The 24364-nt window shown below is 34.2% G+C and carries 14 protein-coding genes; 3 read left to right on the top strand and 11 right to left on the bottom strand.

Translation table 11 applies throughout. The features are described 5' to 3' along the window. Window positions 1-222: 222 nt before the first annotated feature. From J2Y38_RS23640 to J2Y38_RS23600, 9 genes are all read right to left on the bottom strand, one after another. On the bottom strand, window positions 223-1257 hold the full coding sequence (locus J2Y38_RS23640; RefSeq protein ID WP_309847623.1) for a glycoside hydrolase family 43 protein: 1035 nt from the start codon (window positions 1255-1257) through the stop codon (window positions 223-225). Between the two features lie 23 nt (window positions 1258-1280). Continuing rightward, window positions 1281-2714, bottom strand: a complete 1434-nt coding sequence (locus J2Y38_RS23635; protein WP_309847622.1) for an MFS transporter — start codon at window positions 2712-2714, stop codon at window positions 1281-1283. A gap of 225 nt (window positions 2715-2939) precedes the next feature. Then, window positions 2940-4049 carry an endo-1,4-beta-xylanase gene (locus J2Y38_RS23630; protein WP_309847620.1) on the bottom strand — a complete coding sequence of 370 codons (1110 nt, stop codon included), beginning with the start codon at window positions 4047-4049 and terminating at the stop codon, window positions 2940-2942. Window positions 4050-4218: 169 nt separating this feature from the next. Further along, window positions 4219-7089: a glycosyl hydrolase 115 family protein gene (locus tag J2Y38_RS23625; RefSeq protein WP_309847617.1), complete on the bottom strand. Its 2871-nt coding sequence runs from the start codon at window positions 7087-7089 to the stop codon at window positions 4219-4221. 183 nt (window positions 7090-7272) lie between these two features. Beyond that, on the bottom strand, window positions 7273-8436 hold the full coding sequence (uxuA, locus tag J2Y38_RS23620; protein ID WP_309847744.1) for a mannonate dehydratase: 1164 nt from the start codon (window positions 8434-8436) through the stop codon (window positions 7273-7275). Window positions 8437-8547: 111 nt separating this feature from the next. After that, on the bottom strand, window positions 8548-9285 hold the full coding sequence (locus tag J2Y38_RS23615; RefSeq protein ID WP_309847616.1) for an SDR family oxidoreductase: 738 nt from the start codon (window positions 9283-9285) through the stop codon (window positions 8548-8550). 176 nt (window positions 9286-9461) lie between these two features. Next, entirely contained in the window at window positions 9462-11615 is a 2154-nt protein-coding gene (locus tag J2Y38_RS23610) for an alpha-glucuronidase family glycosyl hydrolase (RefSeq protein WP_309847613.1), read from the bottom strand. A 284-nt stretch (window positions 11616-11899) separates the two neighbouring features. Continuing rightward, window positions 11900-12928 carry a LacI family DNA-binding transcriptional regulator gene (locus J2Y38_RS23605; protein WP_180856796.1) on the bottom strand — a complete coding sequence of 343 codons (1029 nt, stop codon included), beginning with the start codon at window positions 12926-12928 and terminating at the stop codon, window positions 11900-11902. Between the two features lie 134 nt (window positions 12929-13062). Beyond that, window positions 13063-13500 carry a PepSY-like domain-containing protein gene (locus tag J2Y38_RS23600; protein ID WP_309847611.1) on the bottom strand — a complete coding sequence of 146 codons (438 nt, stop codon included), beginning with the start codon at window positions 13498-13500 and terminating at the stop codon, window positions 13063-13065. Between the two features lie 305 nt (window positions 13501-13805). Between J2Y38_RS23600 and J2Y38_RS23595 the strand changes: the two genes are divergently transcribed. Together J2Y38_RS23595 and J2Y38_RS23590 are read left to right on the top strand one after the other, a co-directional pair. After that, entirely contained in the window at window positions 13806-15995 is a 2190-nt protein-coding gene (locus J2Y38_RS23595; RefSeq protein WP_309847609.1) for a sensor histidine kinase, read from the top strand. A 12-nt stretch (window positions 15996-16007) separates the two neighbouring features. Then, the gene (locus J2Y38_RS23590) at window positions 16008-16649 is read left to right on the top strand and encodes a response regulator transcription factor (RefSeq protein WP_309847607.1); all 642 of its coding nucleotides are present in this window, start codon (window positions 16008-16010) and stop codon (window positions 16647-16649) included. Window position 16650: 1 nt separating this feature from the next. On the opposite strand, the gene J2Y38_RS23585 is transcribed toward J2Y38_RS23590, so the two are convergent. Together J2Y38_RS23585 and J2Y38_RS23580 are read right to left on the bottom strand one after the other, a co-directional pair. Beyond that, a complete protein-coding gene (locus tag J2Y38_RS23585; RefSeq protein ID WP_309847604.1) occupies window positions 16651-17568 on the bottom strand; it encodes a type IX secretion system membrane protein PorP/SprF in 918 nt (305 codons plus the stop codon). A 3-nt stretch (window positions 17569-17571) separates the two neighbouring features. After that, complete coding sequence (locus J2Y38_RS23580; protein WP_309847602.1) at window positions 17572-22779, bottom strand: HYR domain-containing protein; 5208 nt, start codon at window positions 22777-22779, stop codon at window positions 17572-17574. Between the two features lie 167 nt (window positions 22780-22946). Here J2Y38_RS23580 and J2Y38_RS23575 point away from each other — a divergent pair, with 167 nt between their 5' ends. Continuing rightward, window positions 22947-23963, top strand: a complete 1017-nt coding sequence (locus tag J2Y38_RS23575) for a proline-specific peptidase family protein (RefSeq protein ID WP_309847599.1) — start codon at window positions 22947-22949, stop codon at window positions 23961-23963. Window positions 23964-24364: the final 401 nt, after the last annotated feature.

Here is a 24364-nt window from a genome sequence, read left to right as displayed (position 1 = left end):
AATTGTATCTTATAAAAAAATACTTTTTGTATTTAAATTGTTAACTTTTAAATCTCTTTAAACTTATACTTTGGGCGTGCCCCTCCGGGTCGGGCTATCCGTTTCAAGTCCTCGCACTTCCTTCGTCAGGCTGCGGGCTTTCCACTTCTATCCCTCACGCAAACCAACCTTGCAAGAAACCCTAAAACCAACACAACCGATTGTATTTTTCAAGAAATTTTTTTAATCTATCAATCTTCTTATTCCATACGGATCAATCGTAACAATCGAACCATCTTCCAGATAATCGATTTTAGTTACTTTCATACTTCTTAAATGCGTCACGCCTTTTGATAAACTCGAATCGTGATAAAACAAATACCATTCGTTCTCCACTTCACAAATAGAATGATGCGAAGTCCATCCCACAACCGGATTCAAAATTCTTCCCTGATATGTAAACGGTCCATACGGATTATCACCAATGGCGTAACAAATAAAATGCGTGTCTCCGGTTGAATACGAGAAATAATATTTTCCGTTGTATTTATGAACCCACGAAGCTTCAAAAAAGCGACGGGCATTATCTCCAGCCGGCAAAATTTCTCCGTTTTCATCCAGAATTTTAATTTCTTTCGGTTCTTCTGCAAACTCCAGCATATCATCACGAAGCAAAGCTACAATTGGCCCTAAAGCAGGTTCGTTTCCAGAAGGTTCTTCGTTATCGGGATCGTATTTATTGTTTCTGTATTTCTGCAATTGTCCGCCCCAGATTCCGCCAAAATAAATATAATGTTTACCATCTTCGTCTTCAAAAACTGCTGGATCAATACTGTAACTTCCTTTTATCGCATCTGGCTCCGACTTGAAAGGTCCTGCGGGAGAATCTCCAACGGCAACTCCAATCTGGAAAATCCCATTAGCACGTTTGGCAGGGAAATACAAATAATACTTTCCATTTTTCTGTGCCGCATCTGGCGCCCACATTTGTTTTTCGGCCCAGGCAACATCTTTTACATGTAAGGCAACACCATTATCAACGGCCTTTGATGAAATGCTTTCCATCGAAAAAACGTGGTAATCTTCCATCCCGAAATGATCTCCGTTATCGTTAAACGGAATTCCCGCATCAATATCATGTGACGGATAAATATAAATTTTACCATTAAATACATGCGCCGACGGGTCGGCCGTATAAATGTGAGAAACTAAAGGCTTTGAAATCGCCAGTTCATTAATTTCCTCGAAATTAATTTGTTCAATGCTATCTTCAGGCATAGTAATGTCTTGGTTTTAAATAATTAAGTTCTTCTTTCTTTTAATTCGGTTTCGATCTGCACTTCCATTTCTTTATTGATTTTATAGAAAAACAATAATCCGGCTCCAATTAAAAATGGAATTGCAGGAAAAATGCTGACCAATAATTTGATTCCGTTTATTGCAGTTTCTGTCTGTACGGCAGAATTTGGCGTGTAATGAAAATATCCTAAAAACAATGTTGTTAAAGCACCACCAATACTTAATCCCGCTTTTAAACCTACCATCATGGCAGAGAAAATAATCGCTGTAGCGCGGCGATTGTTCAGCCATTCCGAATAATCGGCAACATCGGCAATCATCGCCCAAAGAATTGGGATTGTGATTCCGTAGAAAAATCCGTGTAAGATTTGGGAGAAAAACATGAAGCTAATTGACGTTGACGGAAAGAAATAAAAAGCAATAATAAACAACGTTGAAATGAATAAAAACAAACCGAATATATTTCGCTTTCCGTATTTATCTGCAAGGTTTTTAGACAATGTAATTCCCACAATCATAAAGATAATGCCGCCGGCATTAAACAATCCAAATCCGGCTGAAACAGGATCATTACCAAAATGATTCAAACCAATATTCGATAAAGTATCTAAAATAGGCTGAATAAAAAGTGCTAATTGCTCTTTATCAACATAGTTTTCAAAATAATACACATACGAACCGCCTTTCATTGCCAGCGTAATAAAAACCAAAGTGGTAAGCGAAAGCATAATTATCCACGGTCTGTTTTTGACTAAATCGCTTAAATCTTCTTTAATACTTGACTTTTGTTCCGGTTTCGGAATGATTCTTTCTTTCGTTGTCAAAAATGTGATTAACAACATGATAGTACCAATGATTGCCAAAACCGTCATTACTTTTTCGATGCCAATTGCTTTGTCTCCATTTCCGGCACTTTTTATAATGCCGAGCATAAAAACCTGAACAAAAAACTGCGCAAACATAACGGCCACAAAACGGTACGATGACATACTGTTTCTTTCGGACATATCGCCTGTAATTACACCGCTTAAAGCAGAATACGGAAGATTATTTCCAGCGTAAAAAAGCAATAATAAAGTATAGGTTACAACGGCATAAATAACTTTTCCTTTATAAGAGAAATCGGGAGTTGAAAATGCTAACAGCGCCACAATTCCAAGCGGAATTGCAGTTGCCAAAATCCACGGTCTGAATTTTCCCCATTTTGTACTGGTTCTGTCTGCTAACACGCCAATAATGGGATTAAAAATAAAAGCTGCAACTAAACCCACAATCAACATGATGATAGAAGAATCTGTTGGCGATAATCCGTAAATATCGGTGTAGAAATAAGCCAGGTACGTCATCAAAGTTTGAAAAACTAAATTGGCTGCTAAGTCTCCTAAGCTGTATCCAATTTTTTCTTTGATGGATAATTTTTGTGAAATGTTATTCATTTTGTGGTTTGTGGTTAGTTAGTTTATTGTTTTAAACTTAGTTCTTTTTTTGTCATTTCGAGGAACTAGAAATGACAGGATTGTGTTGAATTTAATTTAAAACAATCGGTTGTGTAAAATTATACAAAAAAACATATTACGCAAATTTACTTTACTTTATTTCAAGAATATTTTTAAAAACAACCGATTGTTAATAATATTTTAATTCAAAGCCATTTTAACTCGTTATTCTTCCGTTTTCTTCAACTTTAAAATACTATCGTAAGCTGGTTTATGTTTTAAAACTGCATCAAACGGAAGCGGATAATTCGTTCTTCCTTTTATCGGCCAGTCATTTAGCCAAGATTGTCCATCATAAACGCCCCAAAAAGTAACTCGGCTGATTTTGTCTTTATGCTTTAAAAATAGTTTAAAAATCGACGCGTAACGTTCTGCTAATTGCTTTTGGATAGAATCAGGCAATGATTTAGGATACGGATTCATTTTTGCACTCCCTTCAAAATTCTGATTCACATCGGCACCTTTTAAATCCCACGGATTTGGCAGCACGGTAATATCCAATTCTGTAAAAGCAACTTTAATCCCTAATGCCGAATATTCTAAAATACTTTTTTCAATTTCTTCAATCGACGGACTTTGCAATCTCCAATGTCCCTGAATACCAACACCGTCAACCTTTCCTCCTGCTGCTTTTACTTTTTTGATTAAAGCAATTGCTCCGGCCCTTTTTGCTGGTTCTTCGATATTATAATCGTTGTAATATAGCTCCGCTTTCGGGTCTGCTTTTTCTGCCAGTTTAAAAGCATCAACAAGGTATTTTTCGCCAAGTGTTTTCAAAAAAACAGATTGTCGCAAAGTTCCATCGTCGTTTAAAGCTTCATTTACAACATCCCAAGAATTGATTCTGCCTTTATATTTGGAAACAATTGTCTTGATATGATCTTTCATAAAAGCTTTCATTTCGGTACTATTCGCTATTTTTTCCATCCAAGGCGCTAATTGACTGTGCCATATCAAAGTATGCCCGTGAATAAACATTTTATTCTTTTCGCCATATGCTACAAATTTGTCTGATAAAGCAAAATCATACTTGTCTTTTTGCGGATGCGTGAACATCGACTTCATAATATTTTCCGGCGTGATTGCATTAAATTCTTTCTTGATCAATGAATCAACTTTTGCATCTTTTTCTTCAATTTGATCTGCACTTAAAGCGGTTCCGATATAGAAGTCGTTTTTGTAAACGTCTTTTAATGAAGCGGTTTCTTTTTGCGATGTACAGCTTACAGTCAGCAAAGTCGTGACGGCAAACAAATAAGGTTTAATAAATTTCATATATTTTTGGTTTAATAGTTAATAGTTTTTTCTTTCTCTCAAAGATTATTCTCAATCTTGTCATTCCGAGGAACGAGGAATCGCACTCGGGATTCGACAAAGATTGGCGGCATTCTGTGTGGAGTTTCTAGTGCGATTCCTCGTTCCTCGGAATGACAAACAGAGCGGATTATTTCTTCTTAAAACTCTCCGGCGGGCCTAAATACGACTCCAATAATTTTCCTTCTTCGGTTTCAATTACAATCTTTTGAAGCAACAAAGCTGGATCGACGGCATAAATTTTCAAAATATGATTTCCAGCCTTTTCAATAGTATGCGATGATATTATTATTTCGATATTATTCGCAACAGATTCTGCCCAAGCTTTTTCTGAATTATCCTGATTGAAATTGATTATTTGTGGTTTTTCATTATCAAAAGCAATTCCGTATTTCAAGCCGTCACGAATTGTAAAATTAATTGTTGGCGAAAAATAAGCGTGAACTTTTACATTTCCTTTGCTAAAAAAATGAACGTCGTATTCTAACCTTGGAGATTGTTCCGAGATTTCAATAGGTTTTATATTTGAAGGTTTTATTGTTATTCCTGAATCTGTTTTACCAAGATTTGGAATTATCGTCCATTTTACTGAATCTGAATTGATTGCTTTTGAATAATTTTGGGCTTCAATTGAAATATATCCATTGCTCTCAACAAAGCCATGAACTTTATCTGATTTGATATTATTGGTATTTACTTCAACCTTGTACTTTTTATCGTCTGCTGAAATTGTAAGTTGAGCTTTAGTTATTCCTTTTGGAGCTTTTTTCCAGTCGATGTTTACTATAATTCTTCTTTCTGAATGAATTGTTCCTTTCATTAAAGAAAATAAAATCCAATTGTTTTTATTTTCAATATTAAGCTGAAAAGATTTTACGCCTCGATTAAATAAATCAATATAAGACGACTTATTTTCAAGAGAATTAAAAGTCGGCAGAACAATTGTTTTATTATTATTTGAATCATAAACCTCATCGCAATTTTCGACCGTAATTCCAGGATTTGTTGCAGTATCGTAAAAAACAACTTTTGTTTTCGGAATTACATTTTTATCAGGCTGCTGCCAATTATCATAACCAATATGTGTTTGCGACATCATATGATTCCATTTTACGTTTGCTAATTTCGTATGGTAGTAATTCGTCAGCAGACTGTCTTTCTCAAATAATTCTTTTACTTTTTCAGCATACACATTTGCAATGGCATTTCCCTGACTTGCATACAATTCATTTTTAGCCGTTGCAACATATAACTCATTTAAGTTTGCACTTGCTAAAACAGGAAATAAAACCAGCTGATAAAAAGCATCTTTATATTCTGGCTGTAATTTTTCATTTATTGAATTAGCTTTTTCAACCAGTTTTTGATAATCTTCAACAACCTTTTCTGCTTCGTTATAATTGGTGATGCTGTAGGTTTTTGAATCTAACAATTCGGGTTTTCTGCGAGAATTGTATTTGGTGTATAATTTTAGAATTTCAGCAATATCATTTGCATTTTGATCTCCAAAATTTTCTTTTGCCCAATTCACATAATATTGCTCTAAATTTCCAGCATTGAATTTTTCAGGATTCCACGCCATATCTAAGAAAAATTCTATCGGAAATTCCATTGGTTTAATGTCGCCCACATTTACAATCCAAATTTTATCAACGCCATATTGATAAGCTAAATCCATTTGTTCCCAAACTCTTTCAATTTGGTTTGTGTTAATCCATTTGTAATTTCTTGGTCCGCCAACGTAATCGTAATGATAATAAATTCCGTAACCGCCTTTTCTTGGTTTAGAATCTAGTTCTGGCAGTTTGCGGATATTTCCCCAATTATCATCGCAAAGTAAAAGCGTAATATCATCAGGAACCGTCATTCCTTTGTCGTAATAATCCTGAACTTCTTTGTAAAGTGCCCACATTTGAGGTGTTTCTTCGGCTGGTTTTTTCGTAACTTCTGCAATGATATTTCTTTGGGTTTTTACGATATTTTCTAGTAAATCAATTGCAGTTCCTTCGGTCATTGGCTCGTCGCCGTCGCCGCGCATTCCGACAGTTACAATGGTTTCGTTGTTTCCCATTCTTTTAATTCCGTCTTTCCAAAAGTTAATTAAGGCTTCAGAATTGGTATTAAAATCCCATTTTCCGTTTGCTTTTCCCCATTCTACATGCGCTCTTGTTAGCGGTTCGTGATGTGAAGTTCCCATTACAATTCCGTATTCGTTGGCCAAAACAGCATTCTGCGGATCTTCTACATAAAACATTCTGCCCCACATTGCCGGCCATAAATAGTTGCCTTTCATTCGCAAAATCAATTCAAAAACTTTATCGTAGAATTTTGAATTGAATCCGCCAAATTTCTCAAATGCCCAGCCAGATAAAGCGGGAGCTTCGTCGTTTATAAAAATTCCTCTGTACTTTACTTTTGGTTCTCCCTGCGAATGTATTCCGGGTAAAACATGCAATTCTGATTGTTTTTTTATCGGAACATCTGCCCAAAAATACCAAGGCGAAACACCAATTTGATTGGATAAATCGTAGATTCCGTAAATCGTTCCTCGTTTGTCTGAACCTGCAATTACTAAGGCTTTTTTAATTCCTTTAAAAGGATTTTCAATAATCTGGGTCGTAAATTTTTCCCATTTTCCGCGAAGTTCGTTTGGATCAATTTTTCCTTTTTTGACTAATTGATCTATAATTTCGCTTTTTCCGAGTGTTCCTATAATAACAACAAAATCTTCTGCTTCTGAAATTTTATTGATTCGTTTTGGATGCAAATCCGAAACCTGAAAAATGTCATTTTCTAAATGCCCAACAACTTTTAAAACGCCTGAAAAATCATTTTTGTCAACTAAAATAGAAGCTGTTTTTCCTTTTGAAACTAAAGGAAAGTTTTCGACGGAAGCCTGATTTACTACATATTTCTCTGGATTTATTGCATGCGATTTTGTGCTTAATCCGATGAGGAAAAGCAGTAAAAACTTATATAGCAACTTAAAATTTAAACACATAGAGACATAGTTTTTCTTTGTTTGTATAAAGACGTTTCACTTGTTTAAACAAACATAGCTTTCGCCAGTTTTGTCATTTCGACGTAAGGAGAAATCGCACTCGGGATTCGACAAAGATTGGAGACATTCTGTGCGGAATTTCTCGTGCGATTCCTCGTTCCTCGGAATGACAAACAGTACGTTTTACAAATTCAACTTATAAGCAATTCCCGTTTCTAAACCCCTTAACTCAGCAAGCCCTTTTAACCTTCCTGTCAAAGAATATCCCGGATATGTTTCTGTCGTTTCATCAACGGAATGCAGGAAACCATGATCGGGACGCATTGGCAGACTTATTTTTGTTTTGTTCATTAACAATAATAATTTCTCTACGATAACTTCCATATTAACATCGCCATTTAAATGTTCTGATTCTCTGAAAATTGTTTCGCTTTCGCGGATGGTATTTCGGAGATGTAGAAAGTGAATTCTGTCTCCAAAATCATCTATAATTTTTTCGAGATTGTTTTTCGGGTCGGCACTTAACGAACCTGTGCAATAACACAATCCGTTTGCTATTGATGGAATGGTATTAAAAATCGCCTCTAAATCAGCTTCTGTTGAAACAATTCTCGGAAGTCCTAAAACCGAAAACGGCGGATCGTCTGGATGAATTGCTAATTTTGAACCTGTTTTTTCTGCGACCGGAGCGACTTCTGATAAAAAATAAATCAGGTTTTCTCTTAGTTTTTGATTGTCGATATTCGCATAATTATCTAATAAAGATAAAATCTGTTCTGCCGTAAAGTTGATCGTACTTCCCGGTAATCCTAGCAAAACATTTTTAAACAATAATGCTTTTTCCGGTTCTGAAAGTTTATTGCCGAAATTCAAGGCGTTTTGTTTTTGAATTTCAGAATAATCATTTTCAGCGTTTGGTCTTTTTAAAAGGAAAACATCAAAATAGGTAAACGCATCCTGATTGTATAGCAATGCTTTACTCCCGTCTTCGTTAATAAAATTATGATTCGTACGTACCCAATCCAGAATCGGCATAAAATTATAGGTGATGATTTTGATCCCGCATTCTGCCAGATTACGTAAACTGATTTTATAATTTTCGATGTATTGCTGATAATTTCCTGAAGCTCTTTTGATTTCCTCGTGAACCGGAAGACTTTCCACCACAGTCCATTCCAGTCCGTAATTTCGAATGATTTCCTGTCTTTCTTTTATGTCAGCAATTGTCCAGACATCGCCAACGGGAATTTGGTGCAAAGCGGTTACAATTCCTGTTGCTCCGGCTTGTTTAATATCGATTAAACTTACGTTGTCGTTTGGTCCGAACCATCGCATGGTTTGCTGCATTTTTATCATACTTTTTTTTTGTGCCACGAAGGCGCTAAGTCACAAAGTTTTTCTCTTCAAAGTTTTTAAAATAAAACTTTGTGACTTAGCGACTTTGTGGCATTTTCACAATTAAAACCCAATACTGTTTCCTCCATCAACTGGTAAAACGGTTCCCGTTGTATATTTTGATTCGCTTAAAGCGAAATAATAAACGGCATCTGCAATGTCTGAAGGTTCACCTAAATAACCCATTGGTGTTCTTCCCAGTACTTTATTTTTTCTTTCGGGATCATTGTCCAAAGCTGTTGATGACATTTTGGTTTTGATAAATCCTGGCGCAATGCAGTTTATACGAATGCCAAACTGAGCCAATTCTACTGCCATGGCACGTGTCATCGATTCAATCGCGCCTTTACTTGATGAATAGGCAATTACTTTTGGGATTCCATATTGTGAAGCCATTGAACTGATGTTGATGATGCTTCCGCCTCCGTTTTCTTTCATGTTTTTTACGACTTCTCTACTTACAGCAAAAACGCTTAAAAGATTGGTATGAATTATGGATAAAAAATCTTCATCGGTTACATCTGTAAATTCTTTTTTCATATTGATTCCGGCATTGTTTACCAAAATATCGATTGGGGCATTTTTGGTTATACTTTCGATCATGGCTGGAATTGCTTTCAAATCATTTAAGTCAAAAATTACCGGAATTGCATTTTCTCCAATTTCTTTGCAGGCTTCTTCTGTTTTGTCTTTTGTTCTTCCGACGATGTAGGTTGTGATTCCGTTATCACATAATTTCTTTGCGGTTGCAAATCCTAAACCTGAATTTCCTCCGGTTACTATTGCTGTTTTTTTATTCATAATTTTTAAAATATATTTTTTGGTATTTGGTATGCGGATGACACGGATTCGCTATCGCGAAAACGCTGATTTGCACGGATTTTTTGTTCTTTTTTATTGAGAAGAATCCGTTTTTTTTCCGTGTCTTCGCGATAGCGAATCCGTGTCATCCGTGTTACATTTACTTCATAATTTACTTACCCATTTCCCGGTGCAAATGGGAATTTTAATGATTTAAAATACTCTAAAGTTTGGGTTGGTTTTTCTACTCCGACAGGAAGTTCTTTTCCTGAAAATTGCTGAAAATATAATAAGCAGGCGTCTCGCCACCATTTTGCTTCTTTCTGCTGAATTTCGAGCAGCATTTTAACTTCATTGAAACGTTCGCTGTCAACATATTTTTCTGCTTGATTCCAAACATTTTGCATCTCTTTGACTTGATTTACGCCTTCTTGATATTTCAATGCTAAACCATTCCATAGTGTTTCTCCGTTTTTTAGTTTATAACCCCATGAAACGTGATGAAACCATAATAAATCTTTTTCTGGGCATGTTTCTATGTTATCAAAAAGTTTTTCTATTTCTGGCGCATATTGCGAAGTGGCATTGGTTCCCGACTTTGATCTGTCAAAACCAATTCCGTTTTTATCTGCTTTATGGTAATAAGTCGGGTTCCATTCTGGACGTGATAAATTAGAAACCCACGGTCCTGGTCCGTAATGATGTCCGGTATCCATAATATGATGTAGACCAAGTGGTGTCATATAATTTACAACGGCTTCACGCGATTCGATCATCATAGCTGCAACTGGTTTTATGAAATTTTCATCGTTTGAAAAAGTACATCTTAACCATTCATCAGCAATGGTTTCAGAGTCTAAATACGGATTCCACGCCAGTCTTCCGAAACCGTACCAATTGGCTTGTGCAAAAGGGTGTCCTGTCCAGTTTAAATCATTTCCGATATTAGCAACTCCGGCAATTCCGGTTAGTTTATTTTGATATAAAGTACCGTCAATGACTTTGGCAACGGTTGAACCTTTTCCTTTTTGATAGGTATCTGATTCTAAAACTTCCTGAAATAATTTTGGCAGAAAAACTAAATGTGTGCTAAAACCTAAATATTCCTGCGTGATTTGAAATTCCATCATTAAAGGCGTTTTTGGCATGGCGCCAAATAACGGATGAAACGGTTCTCTGGGCTGAAAATCGATCGCGCCGTTTTTTACTTGGACGATTACATTTTCCTTGAATTTTCCATCATATGGCTGAAATTCGGCGTAAGCTTGTTTTGCACGATCGTTTGCATCATGTTCTGAATATACAAAGGCTCTCCACATAATTATACCTCCAAACGGCGCAACGGCATCGGCAAGCATATTAGCACCGTCGACGTGATCTCTTCCATAATTTTGCGGACCGGGCTGACCTTCTGAATTGGCTTTCACTAAAAATCCTCCAAAATCTGGAATTCGTTTGTAAATTTCAGTTGCTTTATTTTTCCACCAATTGATCACTTCAGGATCTTTTGGATCGGCTGTTTTTAGGTTTCCTATTTCGATTGGTGCTGAAAATCTTGCAGTTAAATAGACTTTTATTCCGTAAGGTCTAAAAACATTTGCCAAGGCTTCGACCTTTTCTAAATATTGCGGCGTTAAGATTAAAGCATTTGCATTTACATTCGTCAAAACTGTTCCATTGATTCCTATTGAGGCATTTGCTCTGGCATAATCAATATAGCGCTGATCGATAAAATCTGGTAATTTCTGCCAGTTCCATAAAGAGAAACCTGCATAACCGCGTTCAACAGTTCGGTCGAGATTATCCCAGTGATTTAGGATTCTGATATTTGTTTTGGGAGAATCGGTAATATTTAAGTTTTGAATTGATTTATTGGTCTGCATCAATCTTAAAAAATTAAAAACTCCGTATAAAACTGCTACATCATTTTTTCCTGAAATGATAAGCTGTTTTTTATTTTTAAAACGAATTGTTTTAATGATAAAACCTTCGTTGTTTATTTTGTCGAAATCTTCTTTTAAGGCTTTTTGTAAATCCGGATTTAAAAAATTTTGAGAAGCTATAATCAGATTGTTTTCTCCTTTTATTTCTGATTTTATTTCCGGTTTATTTCCCAGCATATCGACGATTGCGTTTTCTAATTCTTTTACGGAAATCTGAGAAGTTTGGGAATTTCCTAAAGAAACAATTCCCTGAATATTGTTTTTATATTCTAAAGCAATTGTTGAATTAGTTATTCTGTCATATTGAAGCCATAGTTTATAATCCTTTTGCGCAAAAGCAGAAAAGGAAATCGAAAGAAACAGAAAAACAAATCTTACTGAAGTCATTTACTAATTAGTTTATTCTTAAAAACTTTCATTTTTACAACATCAACGTTTTGGACTTGAATATTACTATTTGATAAAATTTTAATTCAAAAAATGTATTATTCCAAACAAAACAATAATTGCAATCGGTTGCGTAAAAATATAGGATTGTTGTTTAAGAAAAAAATTTTAGTTCTCTTTTTTTCAAAAAATATATTTCTGTAACAAATAAAAGCAGGATAATTATAAAAACTATCCTGCTTTAGAGGGGTTGAATTCAGTGTTTAAATTCTGAATTTTATATTTTATTTTTGAGAAGATTCTCTTGCCAGTACTTCTGTATTCAAAAAGGTGATTTCTTTTGCATCATCATTTTTAGATGATTTCAAATTTTTGATAATAATTTCGGCCGCTGCTTTTCCCATTTTTTCGGCAGGATGCGTAATTGTCGACAAATTAGGATCTATAATCTGTGAAATTGGGTCGTTATTAAAACCAATTACTTTAAATTCTTCGGGCACTTTTATGCCTCTTTTTTTAGCGGTCTGCACGGCACTTACGGCTAAAATATCTCCGGGAGCAAATAGTCCGTCGGGCATTGGTTTTAAATCAAATAAAGCATTGCTGGCTTTTACTCCATCTTCGTAGGTAACTGAATTTAAATTAATTATCAATTCTTCTTCTACAGTAATATTATGATCTTTTAAGGCTTCTATATAACCCCTTTTTCTTTCATTATAAAGATTTCCTAATTCTGAACCAGCGGTTAAATGTGCAATTCGGATACAGCCTTGTTCTATAAGGTGTTTTGTTGCTTTGTAACCTGCTGTATAATTGTCGATAACAACTCTAAAAGTATTGTAATCTTTAGGAACCCTGTCGACAAATACTAACGGAATGTTATTGTTTGAAAACTGATGGAAGTGTGCCGTATCTCTGGTTTCCATTGCAAGCGAACAAATTACACCGCTTACACGATTACTATACAGCGATTTAGCCATATTTACTTCTTCTTCGTAAGAATCATGCGACTGCATAATAATTACGGTATAATCCGATTTTTGGGCTGTGATTTCGATTCCGCTGATTAAGGACGATAAAAACGGCTGTGTAACGGTTGGGATCAAAACACCAATAGTTCTGGTTTTGTTTCCGCGTAAACCTGCCGCTAAAGTGTTGGGAACAAAGCCCATTTCTTCAGCAGTTTTTTTCACTTTCTTTATCGTTTTATCACTTATGGTATGGTGGTCTTTTAAAGCGCGTGAAATAGTTGATGTTGCCAGGTTTAAACGCTCGGCAATATCGTAAATCGTTACATGTTTATTCTCTTCCATGAAATAAAAAATAGAAATGTAAATATAAACTATTTTCGCTCAAGATGTTCTTAACTATAAATTGGTGTTAAATAAAAAATTCCCGATTAAACCTGCCTGTGATTTAATCGGGAATATAAACCAATAAAAGATCTTTATTTGTCTTTTTTATCTTTTAGAATTTTACCGTCTTTGGTAAATTCCAAATCGATTTTGTTTGTTAAATCAACATCCAAATCTTTGTGCCCATAGTCGATGTGCGTTATTTTTTCGTTTGGATGATTTTTGGCAACATAAGCTTTGATATTATCCGGAATAAAATCGGTTGGAATTGGTTTGCCTTCTCCATCAACTTCACGATACGATCCGTCTTTCCAGAATTCTACTTCTGTTCCGTCTTTCAATATTACTTCAAAACCTTTTTCTCCGTGTTCTGCATCTTTTTTGGCAGTTACCACTGTGGTGTGGCTAAAATGTTTCTTTAAAAATTCCTGCGCTGGTTTTGGGAGTTCTGTAACTTCTATTTTCTTCTGTGCACTGGCCGGGATTGTTAGGGTTAACAATGCTATGGCTAAAAATATTCTATTTTTCATAATTCGTTTATTTAAGTATAGTATTACTAATTTACTACAAGAAAATTTAGCTTCAAATCTATTTAAGAAACTTTTAGTTTTTCTCCTATTTACTAATCAATTGGTTTACAATTATTTTCGGGTTTGTTTTTCTAAAAAGATTATATCACAACTTTGGTTAAAAAACCTATTTTAAGAAACTGGTATTTAATTGTTTTGTGTTATTTTTACCTGTCTGTCTAAAATGGAACAGATTTTATAAACCCCAAGTTTACAAGACTTTAAAAATTACTCTAATTCTGATTTAGGGTACAAACCAAAAATGTATGGCAATTTGGTCCGGAAGGCTTTATTTATTGATTTTTCTCTTTTTATCTTTTAATCTGCTGGCTCAGATTGATAATAAAAAGAAGTCTTTTGTTTCCAAAAGTTCTTCAGAAATAAAGGAGGATAAAATCATTAAATCGCTTTATACTTTATATAATAACGGCGATGAAAAAAAGGCTTACAATAAAGCCCATTCTATATTAAAATCTGCGTACGGCAATCGTTCTACTGCTTGTGCTGATTTGCTTTTGGGTTATTACTTCAATAAAAGGGCGATTATAGATTCTTCTATTTATTATACTAATCAGGCTTTAAAATTTAATACGGTTGTAAATGATTCTTTAAAAAACCGGCTTTTTTCTTTGGGTTACAATCTGCTTGCGATTAATTATAAAACGAGAGGTTTACTTAATGAAAGTAAAAAATGGCATTTAAAAGGTATTGAGGCTTCTCAAAAATACAATGAAAAGAATCTTTATTACACGCATCTGCATGGTTTAGCACTGACTTACAGCGAATTGAGCGATTATAAAAATGCAATTGCATTATTCAAACAATGCCTTGAATATAAAGAAGATGAAGAAATAATTCTGGGAAGTTATATTAATCTTGGAGATATTTATTCTGAAATGAAGGATTATGAAAATGGTAATTATTTCTATAAAAAAGGAAAAGCGATTTGCGATAAAACGAATAACAATCAGGCAGAAGCGGTGATTTTAATTGGACTTGGTGCCAATTATCAATTACAGAAAAAAAATAATGAGGCTTTAAAAGTATATCAGGAAGCGGTTGTTATTGCTGATAAAAATGAACTGAATCAATTAGCTGTTACTGCCAGAAGCAGTATTGGAGATACTTATATTGCATTGAAAAAATACAATGAGGCCAAATTGATATTTTCTGAAGCGCTTCAAAAGTCGGTTCATTTTGGATTGCTTCAAAAACAGAGTTATATTTATGATGAATTGCGAAAAATTGCAATTCAGCAGGAAGATTATAAAAGTGCTTATTCGTTTTTTGAAAAATCAACTCATATTAAGGATTCTATTAATAAACTTCAGAAAATAAAGGAAATTAATGAGTTGGAAATCAAATACAAAACAGCTCAAAAACAAAAGGAAATTGAGGTTTTGAAATTTGAAAATGAGACTAAAAAACTAACACTGGCAAATCAGGAAGAGGCGATAAAAAATATGCTGCTTCAGGAGGAAATTTCTAATAAAAATAATGAAAATACGATTTTGTCTTTTCAGAATTCATCGAATAAAAAACGAAACGAGATTTCTCTTTTAAAGAAGGATCAGCAATTGAAAGCTTTAGAAATCAATCAGCAGAAGAAAACAAAATTGTTTACCATAATTGCTTTTTTGGTTTTATTACTGCCTATTATTGGGCTTTTATTTCAGTATTATAAACGTTTTAAAGTGCAGCATTTACTCAATATAAAGCAGGCAGAAATTAGTTCTCAAAAAATTGACGGAATCCTGAAAGATCAGGAATTAGAGTTGATTAAGGCTTCGATAAGCGGTCAGGATAAGGAAAGACAGCGTATTTCGCAGGAATTACATGATAGTATTGGCGGTAATCTGGCTGCGATAAAACTGCAGGTGAATCATTTAGATGTTTCTAATTTTTCAAATGTTCAGAAAATCAGTCTGCAGTTGGATGAAACGTATCAGCAGGTTCGAAGTTTGTCGCATACTTTACTTCCGAAGAAATTCAGCCAAAATAAGTTTTTGGAAGTTTTGGAATCTTATTTCAGAAATATCAGCGAGGCCAGTAAGATTAAAATTTCGTTTATTCCGTATCCAAAAAAAGAGATTAATGAATTGGATGAAGATATTCAAATTGAAACGTTTAAAATTATTCAGGAACTTTTAACGAATACGATTAAACATGCAAAGGCTTCTGAAGTGGAAATTCAGCTGAATTATATTGAGAATATTCTAAATCTTTTATTTGAGGATAATGGCGTTGGTTTTGATACGGAAAAAAGCTCAAAAGGAATTGGTTTTATTAATTTAGAAACGCGAATTGACAACTTAAAGGGTTCGTTTGTAATTGATTCTAAATTGAAAAGAGGGACGATTGTTAATATTGAAATTCCGGTTTTAGAACCTAGATCAAAAAATAAAATTAAGGGTATTGATTTTAAAAATCAGCTTGACGAATTAAAAAGTAACTAATATATTAGTTTGATGAATAAAATAAATTTACTTATTGCCGATGATCATACCATGTTCCTTCAGGGAATTATGTCTTTATTAGAAAAGGAACCGAATATTGGCACTGTTAATACGGCAATAAACGGGATCGAAGCATTGGAAATAATTAAAAAGGGTAATATTGATTTTATTATCCTGGATATCAGTATGCCGGAAATGGATGGTATTGAATTGAGTAAGATTTTGAAAAAAGAATATCCAGATGTAAAAATCCTAATTGTAAGCACACACAGTAATGTGATGATGATTTCGAGGTTGATTAGAATTGGCGTAAATGGTTATTTGCTAAAGAATGCTGAGAAGTCTGAACTTTTGAAAGCGATTAATACGATTGCTTCGGGAGAAAATTATTTTGCTGAAGAACTGGAAGAAAAACATCTTTCGAACAGTTCTAAAATTGAAAAACAGGTTTCGAATTTAACAGAACTGAGTTCGCGTGAGAAGGAAATTTTGATTTTGATCGCACATGAATATAATACGGCTGAAATTGCCGAAAAAACGTTTATCAGCTTAAATACGGTTAATACACACCGCCGTAATTTATTATCAAAACTGAATGCTAAAAATACGGCGGGGTTGGTAAAATATGCAGTTGAAAATGGTTTGGTTGATTGATTTATTCGAATCCTTTACCCATTCGGTAATTTAAAACGAGCCCAAAAGTATCTGGAATTACTACATTATCAAAGGATTTATTATAGGTACAGATTACCCTGAAATTATCTGAAACATGAAATCCTGCAAGAGCATTTATTGTATTTGAAGTTCGATAACCGCCTCCAAATTCGAATTTGTTTTTGTAGTTTGCTAATAAATTAAAATCGGCCTGAAAAGGTGATCCTTCCATATATTTTACTAAAACACTTGGGTTTAAAAGTAAATCTTCGCGGCTACTTGTAAAAAATCGATAGCCTAAATAACTGTAATATACATTTTTTAAATTGGTGTTATTTTTTGAATTGAAGGCTTCATTTAACAAATTTGGTGCAGATAACCCTAAGTAAAATTTATTATAATTATATAAAAAACCTACACCAACTGTTGGTGTAAAAGTGTGTATGCTTTCTTGAAATTCCGGATCAAATTCTAATCCTAATTCGGTTAAATTTTCGTTATAAAGCATTGCTCCGGCTGTAACTCCAAACGAAATCATTTTGGAATTGGCTGATCTTTTCTCTCCTGCTTTATAATCGGAACCATAATAAATTTTATACGAGTATGAAGTAAAAAAATTGGTTGTGTTTGTGACTCCAATCTCGTCGCGGGATATTCCGGCTGCTAATCCTAATCTGTCTGACCACGCTGATTTGTTTATGGAAAAATCAACATTTTTTGGACTTCTATCAAAAGAGTTGAAATATCCATTTGTGGTCATTGCAATATCTATATCTGAATAATATCCCGCATGTGCGGGATTTATTAAAACAGTATTATAATTATAACTTGAAAAAACTGGTGTTTGCTGTGCATAGGCCTTTTCTAAAAAAATGATTATGATGAGTAAGGCTGTAATACTATTTATTATACTTTTCATGAATTAGCGTTTTAAAACAAGATATCCCTTGAGTTTTTTAAAGTGATGTGGTTGGTTGACACGGATTTCGAAGAAATAAGTTCCTTCTGGTAATTGATTGGCACCCAGATTTCGGCTTTTGTTGGCGATTCCGGTAAATACGTTTGATGTATTGTCGTAGTTTTCGGTTTGAAAAACTAAATCGCCCCAGCGGTTGTAAATTAAAACCTGATTGTTTGGATAATTTGTAATATCATCGATTTGCCAATAATCATTTATTCCGTCGCCGTTTGGAGAAAAACCATATTTTGTTTCGTCTTTATCTTCTGGAACAACTGTTATTGTTACAAAATCTTCGGCTTCACAATTGTATTCATTTTTAAAAACTACTTTATAGGTTGTGGTTGTTAAAGGTGCTGCAATTGGGTTTGCAATTGCATTATTGCTTAATCCATCTGAAGGGAACCATAAAAAAGTTCCATTTTCTGAAGTTACTGCTTCAAGGTTTACAGATTGTCCTTCTGTAATTTGCTGATCATTTCCTGCCTCAACTACAATTGGATTTGTAAATATTTGAAAATGACAATCTTTTGAATTATTACTTTGATCTGAAACTGTTATTTTAACTGTCATTCCTGCTAAATAGTCACTTCCTGCTGCTGGATTTTGAACAATCGAAGGATTTGGATCCATGTTATCTGTTGCAGAAATCATTTTTGTATAATCTGGAATTACGGTTGTATTACATTCCACCATTTGATCTGTAAGACAGGTAAAAACAGGCACTTCATTATCTAATACAATATGTATCACAAAGGAACAACTGGTCTCATTACCACTATTATCCGTAGTATTCATTACTACATTCATTCCGTCAGAAATTGCAGAACCTGGACCTGGGGTTTGTGTTACCGTTAAGTTTGAATCGCAATTATCTGAAACTGTAACCATTGAACGATAATCTGGAAGTGACGTACCCACAAGCAGATTCTGATCTCCAATACAGGTTATTACTGGCGGGGTAGTATCTGCAGAGAGGCTGACAATAAAACTGCATTCTGAATATTGATTTGATGCATCTGTAGCGGTTACGGTAACGGTCATTCCGTCTGTAAAATCACTTCCTGCAGCTGGATCCTGAGTAATTACCGGCGATGGATCACATTCGTCTGTTGCTTTAACTAAAAGTGTATAGTCTGGAATTTTTGATCCGCAGGCTAAAGTCTGATCTCCGATACAGTTATAGATTAATGGCGGTGTAAAATCTTGTTCTGCCGAATGTACAACGAAGGTGCATGCGTCCGAATTTCCAGATTCATCTGTGTATTTTATGTGTATTGAAATTCCGTCATAGAAACGAGTTCCGACTGGCGGTGTCATTTCTGCAGTAATATTATCACTACAATTATCCTGCAGATTCATTATAGGACTAAATGCATAATTGGGGATAAATTCTCCGCAATATAGTGTTACATTTAATGGAATGGTAAATGTTGGGGGTTTGGTATCTGCACCAGTTGCACTAATAATTATACTGCAATTAGTGTAGTGTCCAGCATCATCTTGAGCGGTAAAAACAATTTCCATTCCGTCATAAAAAGCGGTTCCTTCCGGCGGATTTTGAGTAAGTTGTACATTTGTATCTATATCATCTGTTACGGTTAGTAAAGGAAGATAGTTAGGAACTTTTTCTCCACAAGCTAATTGCTGATTTCCCAAACAGGTTAAAACAGGTACTTCATTGTCGATACCATCTGAAATAGTAAAAGTACAAGTTTGAAAATGACTGCTTGCATCGGTTACGGTTAAGGTTACAGTTTGTTTTCCTCCTGTGAATATGGTTCCAGGAATTGGACTCTGTTCTATTAAAGGATTCTGATCACAGTCATCTGTAACGGTTATATTGTTTGTATAATTTGGAATTTCGTCTCCTTTGTCAATAATTTCGTTGTTTGGGCAATTAGCTATAACTGGTTTTTCGGTATCTGTTATATTTTTTTTACCGTAAATAACATATACTCTTCCCGGGTCCTCATTTATTTTTACAGAACCTGAAGAATTATACATTATACTACTTCCAATAATATCATCAAAACCATCATTATTAATGTCTCCGGTAAAATTAAATGATGTATCGTATCCGTGAGAAAATGTTAGTCTTAAACCGTCTTTAGCGGTAAAATTGAACATATTAATAGAACTTTTCCAGATCTCTCTACCGTAAATAATTACAGCACCTGAATTATTTACCGCAAAAAGGTAATCATCTATTCCATCTTTATTAAAATCACCAATACTACCAGATTTGCCTACTGAAGCGAATGAATTTTCTAATTTAAAACCGTTTGTACCGTCAAGATTGTTTAAATCTACTGAAGCCGGAATACTTGCAGAACCAAAAAGGACAAAATCTCTATTGAATGCAATATCATTAAAGCCGTCATGATTAAGATCGCCTACTTTATTTATTCCTGTGTATTTTAAAGATGATGTTGAATGCTGTACAATAAAACCATTGCTGCCATTTAGGGTTGTTACATTAAATTCACTTGGAAAACCTGAGCTTCCGTAAATAATATATCTTTTCTCTCCATCATAAGTAGCCACAGCAATATCTGGAATGCCATCTCCATTAACATCTCCTAATCCTGTTAAAGAATTAGCAATTTTATCAACAGCAGGATCACCGGAAATTGAAAAACCATTGCTGCCATTTAGCTCTGTCGATAATAGTAAGGCTGGAAAAGGACCGCTTTTACCATAAATTATATGTCCTTTTTTTAATTGTCCGCTTCCAAAAACAGCGATATCATCAAAACCGTCATTATTAAAATCGCCAATAGGATCAATCCCTGTACCTATCGTTTCATAATATTCTGTCCCAGAAAATACAAATCCGTTACTTCCGTTTAAACTTGATAAAAAGAATTGAGGGGCAAGACCTCCTGTTTTCCCAAAAATTACATAAACTGCACCTGCATCGTAATTAATATTTTGTTTGTGAGGTGCACTCAACATTAAATCATCTATTCCATCACCATTTATATCGCCTGCAGAAGCTACTACAGTCCCTGTTTTGTTATATCCGTTTAAATCTACATCATCACGAATAATAAACCCGTTCGTTCCATTTAAATCTTTTAAATGAACTGTAGGTGGAAATCCGGTGGTTTTGCCATACACTACATATACACTTCCCTTTATTATTTCCTGTGCATTTTTAAAAGCTCCTGAAGAACTTCTTATATCTCCTACTGAGCTTAATATAAAATCTTGAATACCGTCATTGTTTATATCTCCTGCCTTATTTACACTAAATCCTGTTTGTATAAAACCTGTTTCTCCGTATACCACAAAACCATTTGTTCCATTTAATTCTTCCAACGAAAAATTTACTGTTTTACATGTTGGCGCTGAAGGAGGTGTTTTCAATTTTACTAAAAAAGTACATGAATTTGTGTTTCCGGATAAATCAGTAACAGTAATCGTTACATTGGTATCTCCTTTGAATAAAGTCCCTTGAGGTGGGCTTTGAGTTATTACCAAATCATAATTACTGGTATACAAACAATTATCTGTTACATTAGGTAATAACGTAATATAATTAGGTAATGTTGAATTCACATAAAGTTCCTGATTGACAGGACACTCAATGATTGGCTTAACATTATCTATACGGTCTAAAGTTTCGCCGTAAAAAATATATGCGCTCCCTTTATCCCAATAATAATCTTCTCTTCTGATAGATCCTAATATAAAATCATTTGTCCCATCATTATTAAAATCTCCGATTCCTGCTGCGTCACATGCAAAAGTCTCATTAGAATAACCAACGAAATCATCAAAAATCTGGTATCCAACCGTATTTAAAATTTTATTTTCTTTTACAATTCCCGTAGCGGTATTTCCACCAAAAACAATATATAAGGCACCACTGTTTGAGATTCCTTCTTTAGAAGAAATTGCAATATCATCCTTTCCATCGTGATTAATATCTTTTACTCCTGCTACTGAAAATCCAAACTGATCATTGTATTTATTTCCTTGAAAAACTACACCTGTTGCTGGTGTTATACTTGTTATAGAAAATGAAGCCGGAAATGTATTCCTTCCAAAAACAACATAGGCTCCACCGACACCGCTAACTCCGTCAAGATCTTTAAATGGAGCCCCTACTATAATATCATCAATACCATCATTATTAAAATCACCTGCTGATGCAACTGATTTTCCCATTCGGTTTTCCTTTATAGAATTGGTTATAATTGTCCCTTCTGATGCATTCAAAATATCCAAATCTATTATTGCAGGAAAACTTAAATTTTTACCAAATATCAAAACAACCCTTCCTGAATAAGGATTTGCTGAATCTTGAAAAGATGGAAATCCTAAAACTAAATCATCGATTCCATCATTATTTATATCTCCAGCATTGTGGCCAATACTGTCTCCATACCAAACTGGATATCCTGATATTTTAAAACCATTTGTACCATTTAATGATGAAGTGACTAAATCCGTAATACCTGCAGCTCCAAAAACAACATAATTATTAGTTCTTGCAGCGTAAAATTCAGTAATGACAACATCAGATATTCCATCGTGATTCACATCGCCAGCATAACTTACATCTATTATATATGTATTTGCCTCTCCATTACAGGTAATAGAAATTCCTTTTGTATTATCAATATCGGTTCTGTTGTAAAGTGGCTGAAATGTATTAGCCCCAAAAAATACTTGTGCGGTTGCCATCCCTTCCTCAGTATAATTTCCAATAATAATATCATCAATTCCATCATTATTAAAGTCACCAGCCGGGCTTAGCATAGTTCCTAATTTTTCGCCAGCGGCAACACCCCTAATTACAAAACCATTAGTTCCGTTTAAGGCAGCAACATCAAAAGTTTTAAATGAAAATCCTGATCCACCAAAAATGACATAAATCTCACCTACATCTTTCATTCCGCCAAAATCAATTCCCGGCGCTCCAATCATAATATCCGGTATACCATCATGATTGATATCTCCTGCACTTTTTGTTGTGTATCCTAAATCATCTTCATTAGCTTTACCTTCCAATAAAAATCCATTCGATCCGTTTAAAACAGAAACCGGTATTTGAGCACAACCATTCTGACCGTTTGAAATCCATATTCCAGCGAAAAAAAACAGGAATAAGAAAATTTGAAACTTTGGTGTTATTTTTAAAATAGTTCTATTACTTTTCATTCTGCAGCTATATATTTTGACTTTTCACAAGTTGCAAAACTATAGCTCAACTGAATTTCATACATCACTATAAATAATGATTTTTTAATAATTTAAGTTAACACCATCATATTAATATTCATAAAGAATAATTTGTAATTTAGTCTAAACCCTTAAATTTTAAACATATGCGTTGTACCGCAATCATTTCAATGATTATACTTTTAACATCTTGTAAAAATGAACCAAAATCTGATGTTCTTACCAATTATTTTACTTACGATCAAAATAATGTAGAATCAGCTGGTGTAAAAATGATTCCTATAAAAACACCTATAGGTGAATTTAAGGTTTGGACAAAACGTTTTGGAAACAATCCAAAAATAAAAATCCTATTATTACATGGAGGCCCGGCAATGACACACGAATACATGGAATGTTTTGAAACATTTTTTCAACGTGAAGGTTTTGAATTTTATGAATATGATCAATTGGGATCTTATTATAGTGATCAGCCAAAAGACAGCAGCCTATGGACAACCGACCGATTTGTAGATGAAGTAGAACAGGTTAGAAAAGCAATTAATGCAGATAAGGATAATTTCTATGTATTAGGAAATTCGTGGGGAGGAATTCTTGCTATGGAATATGCTCTAAAGTATCAACAAAATATGAAAGGACTATTAGTGTCAAATATGATGGCAAGCGCTCCTGAATATGGAAAATATGCTGATGAAGTTTTAGCAAAGCAAATGAAACCCGAAATTTTAGCAGAAATAAGAGCTTTAGAAGCTAAAAAAGATTTTAGCAATCCGAGATATATGGAATTATTACTCCCAAATTTCTACAAAGAACATTTATGTAGATTAAAGGAATGGCCAGACGGACTAAATCGTGCCAGCAAACATGTAAATGGAGAAATTTATACAATGATGCAAGGCCCAAGTGAATTTGGGATTAGCGGAAGATTAGCAAAATGGGATATTAAAAATCGTTTACAAGAAATTACAATTCCAACACTTATGATTGGTGCCAAATATGACACAATGGATCCAAAAGCAATGGAAGAACAAAGTAAATTAGTTAAAAAAGGACATTATTTATATTGCCCAAACGGAAGTCATTTAGCCATGTGGGATGATCAAAAAGTCTTTATGAATGGTGTAATTCAATTTATTAACGACGTTGATAGTAAAAAAATATAATAAGACATAAATTCCAACACACTGATTTACAGAACCATAAACATCAATAAAATAATTATAAAATTTCTCTTAGCGTCTGCTGTAACTTACTTTTTTGCTTTTAGAATAAACAAGTTATCGTTTTACAGCATTAGTGCATAATATTAATTTCGAATATTCGACTTTAAGTTCAAAAAATATTACCTGCGGTTTCAACCGCAGGACCGTCCTGCATGACCTGGTAGATTCCAGCTAATATTAGTTTTTTAACCGAAAAAGATTTTAGTTCCCAAAACATTTACAAAACAAAAAATCCTCATCAAATAAATGATGAGGATTCTTAAAAGAAAGGCGACGACATACTCTCCCACAATACTGCAGTACCATCTGCGCAGGCGGGCTTAACTACTCTGTTCGGGATG

This window comes from Flavobacterium sp. 2755 (assembly GCF_031455715.1).
In the GTDB taxonomy this organism is placed as follows: Bacteria; Bacteroidota; Bacteroidia; order Flavobacteriales; family Flavobacteriaceae; genus Flavobacterium.
The sequence above is the reverse complement of the archived record's forward strand: the minus strand, read 5'-3'. Positions and strand labels throughout refer to the sequence as shown.

Bases quoted from the DNA above. Each gene is read 5' to 3' on its own strand.
- J2Y38_RS23640 (WP_309847623.1), bottom strand. From the start codon at position 1,257: ATGCCTGAAGATAGCATTGAACAAATTAATTTCGAGGAAATTAATGAA.
- J2Y38_RS23635 (WP_309847622.1), bottom strand. From the start codon at position 2,714: ATGAATAACATTTCACAAAAATTATCCATCAAAGAAAAAATTGGATAC.
- J2Y38_RS23630 (WP_309847620.1), bottom strand. From the start codon at position 4,049: ATGAAATTTATTAAACCTTATTTGTTTGCCGTCACGACTTTGCTGACT.
- J2Y38_RS23625 (WP_309847617.1), bottom strand. From the start codon at position 7,089: ATGTGTTTAAATTTTAAGTTGCTATATAAGTTTTTACTGCTTTTCCTC.
- uxuA (WP_309847744.1), bottom strand. From the start codon at position 8,436: ATGCAGCAAACCATGCGATGGTTCGGACCAAACGACAACGTAAGTTTA.
- J2Y38_RS23615 (WP_309847616.1), bottom strand. From the start codon at position 9,285: ATGAATAAAAAAACAGCAATAGTAACCGGAGGAAATTCAGGTTTAGGA.
- J2Y38_RS23610 (WP_309847613.1), bottom strand. From the start codon at position 11,615: ATGACTTCAGTAAGATTTGTTTTTCTGTTTCTTTCGATTTCCTTTTCT.
- J2Y38_RS23605 (WP_180856796.1), bottom strand. From the start codon at position 12,928: ATGGAAGAGAATAAACATGTAACGATTTACGATATTGCCGAGCGTTTA.
- J2Y38_RS23600 (WP_309847611.1), bottom strand. From the start codon at position 13,500: ATGAAAAATAGAATATTTTTAGCCATAGCATTGTTAACCCTAACAATC.
- J2Y38_RS23595 (WP_309847609.1), top strand. From the start codon at position 13,806: ATGGCAATTTGGTCCGGAAGGCTTTATTTATTGATTTTTCTCTTTTTA.
- J2Y38_RS23590 (WP_309847607.1), top strand. From the start codon at position 16,008: ATGAATAAAATAAATTTACTTATTGCCGATGATCATACCATGTTCCTT.
- J2Y38_RS23585 (WP_309847604.1), bottom strand. From the start codon at position 17,568: ATGAAAAGTATAATAAATAGTATTACAGCCTTACTCATCATAATCATT.
- J2Y38_RS23580 (WP_309847602.1), bottom strand. From the start codon at position 22,779: ATGAAAAGTAATAGAACTATTTTAAAAATAACACCAAAGTTTCAAATT.
- J2Y38_RS23575 (WP_309847599.1), top strand. From the start codon at position 22,947: ATGCGTTGTACCGCAATCATTTCAATGATTATACTTTTAACATCTTGT.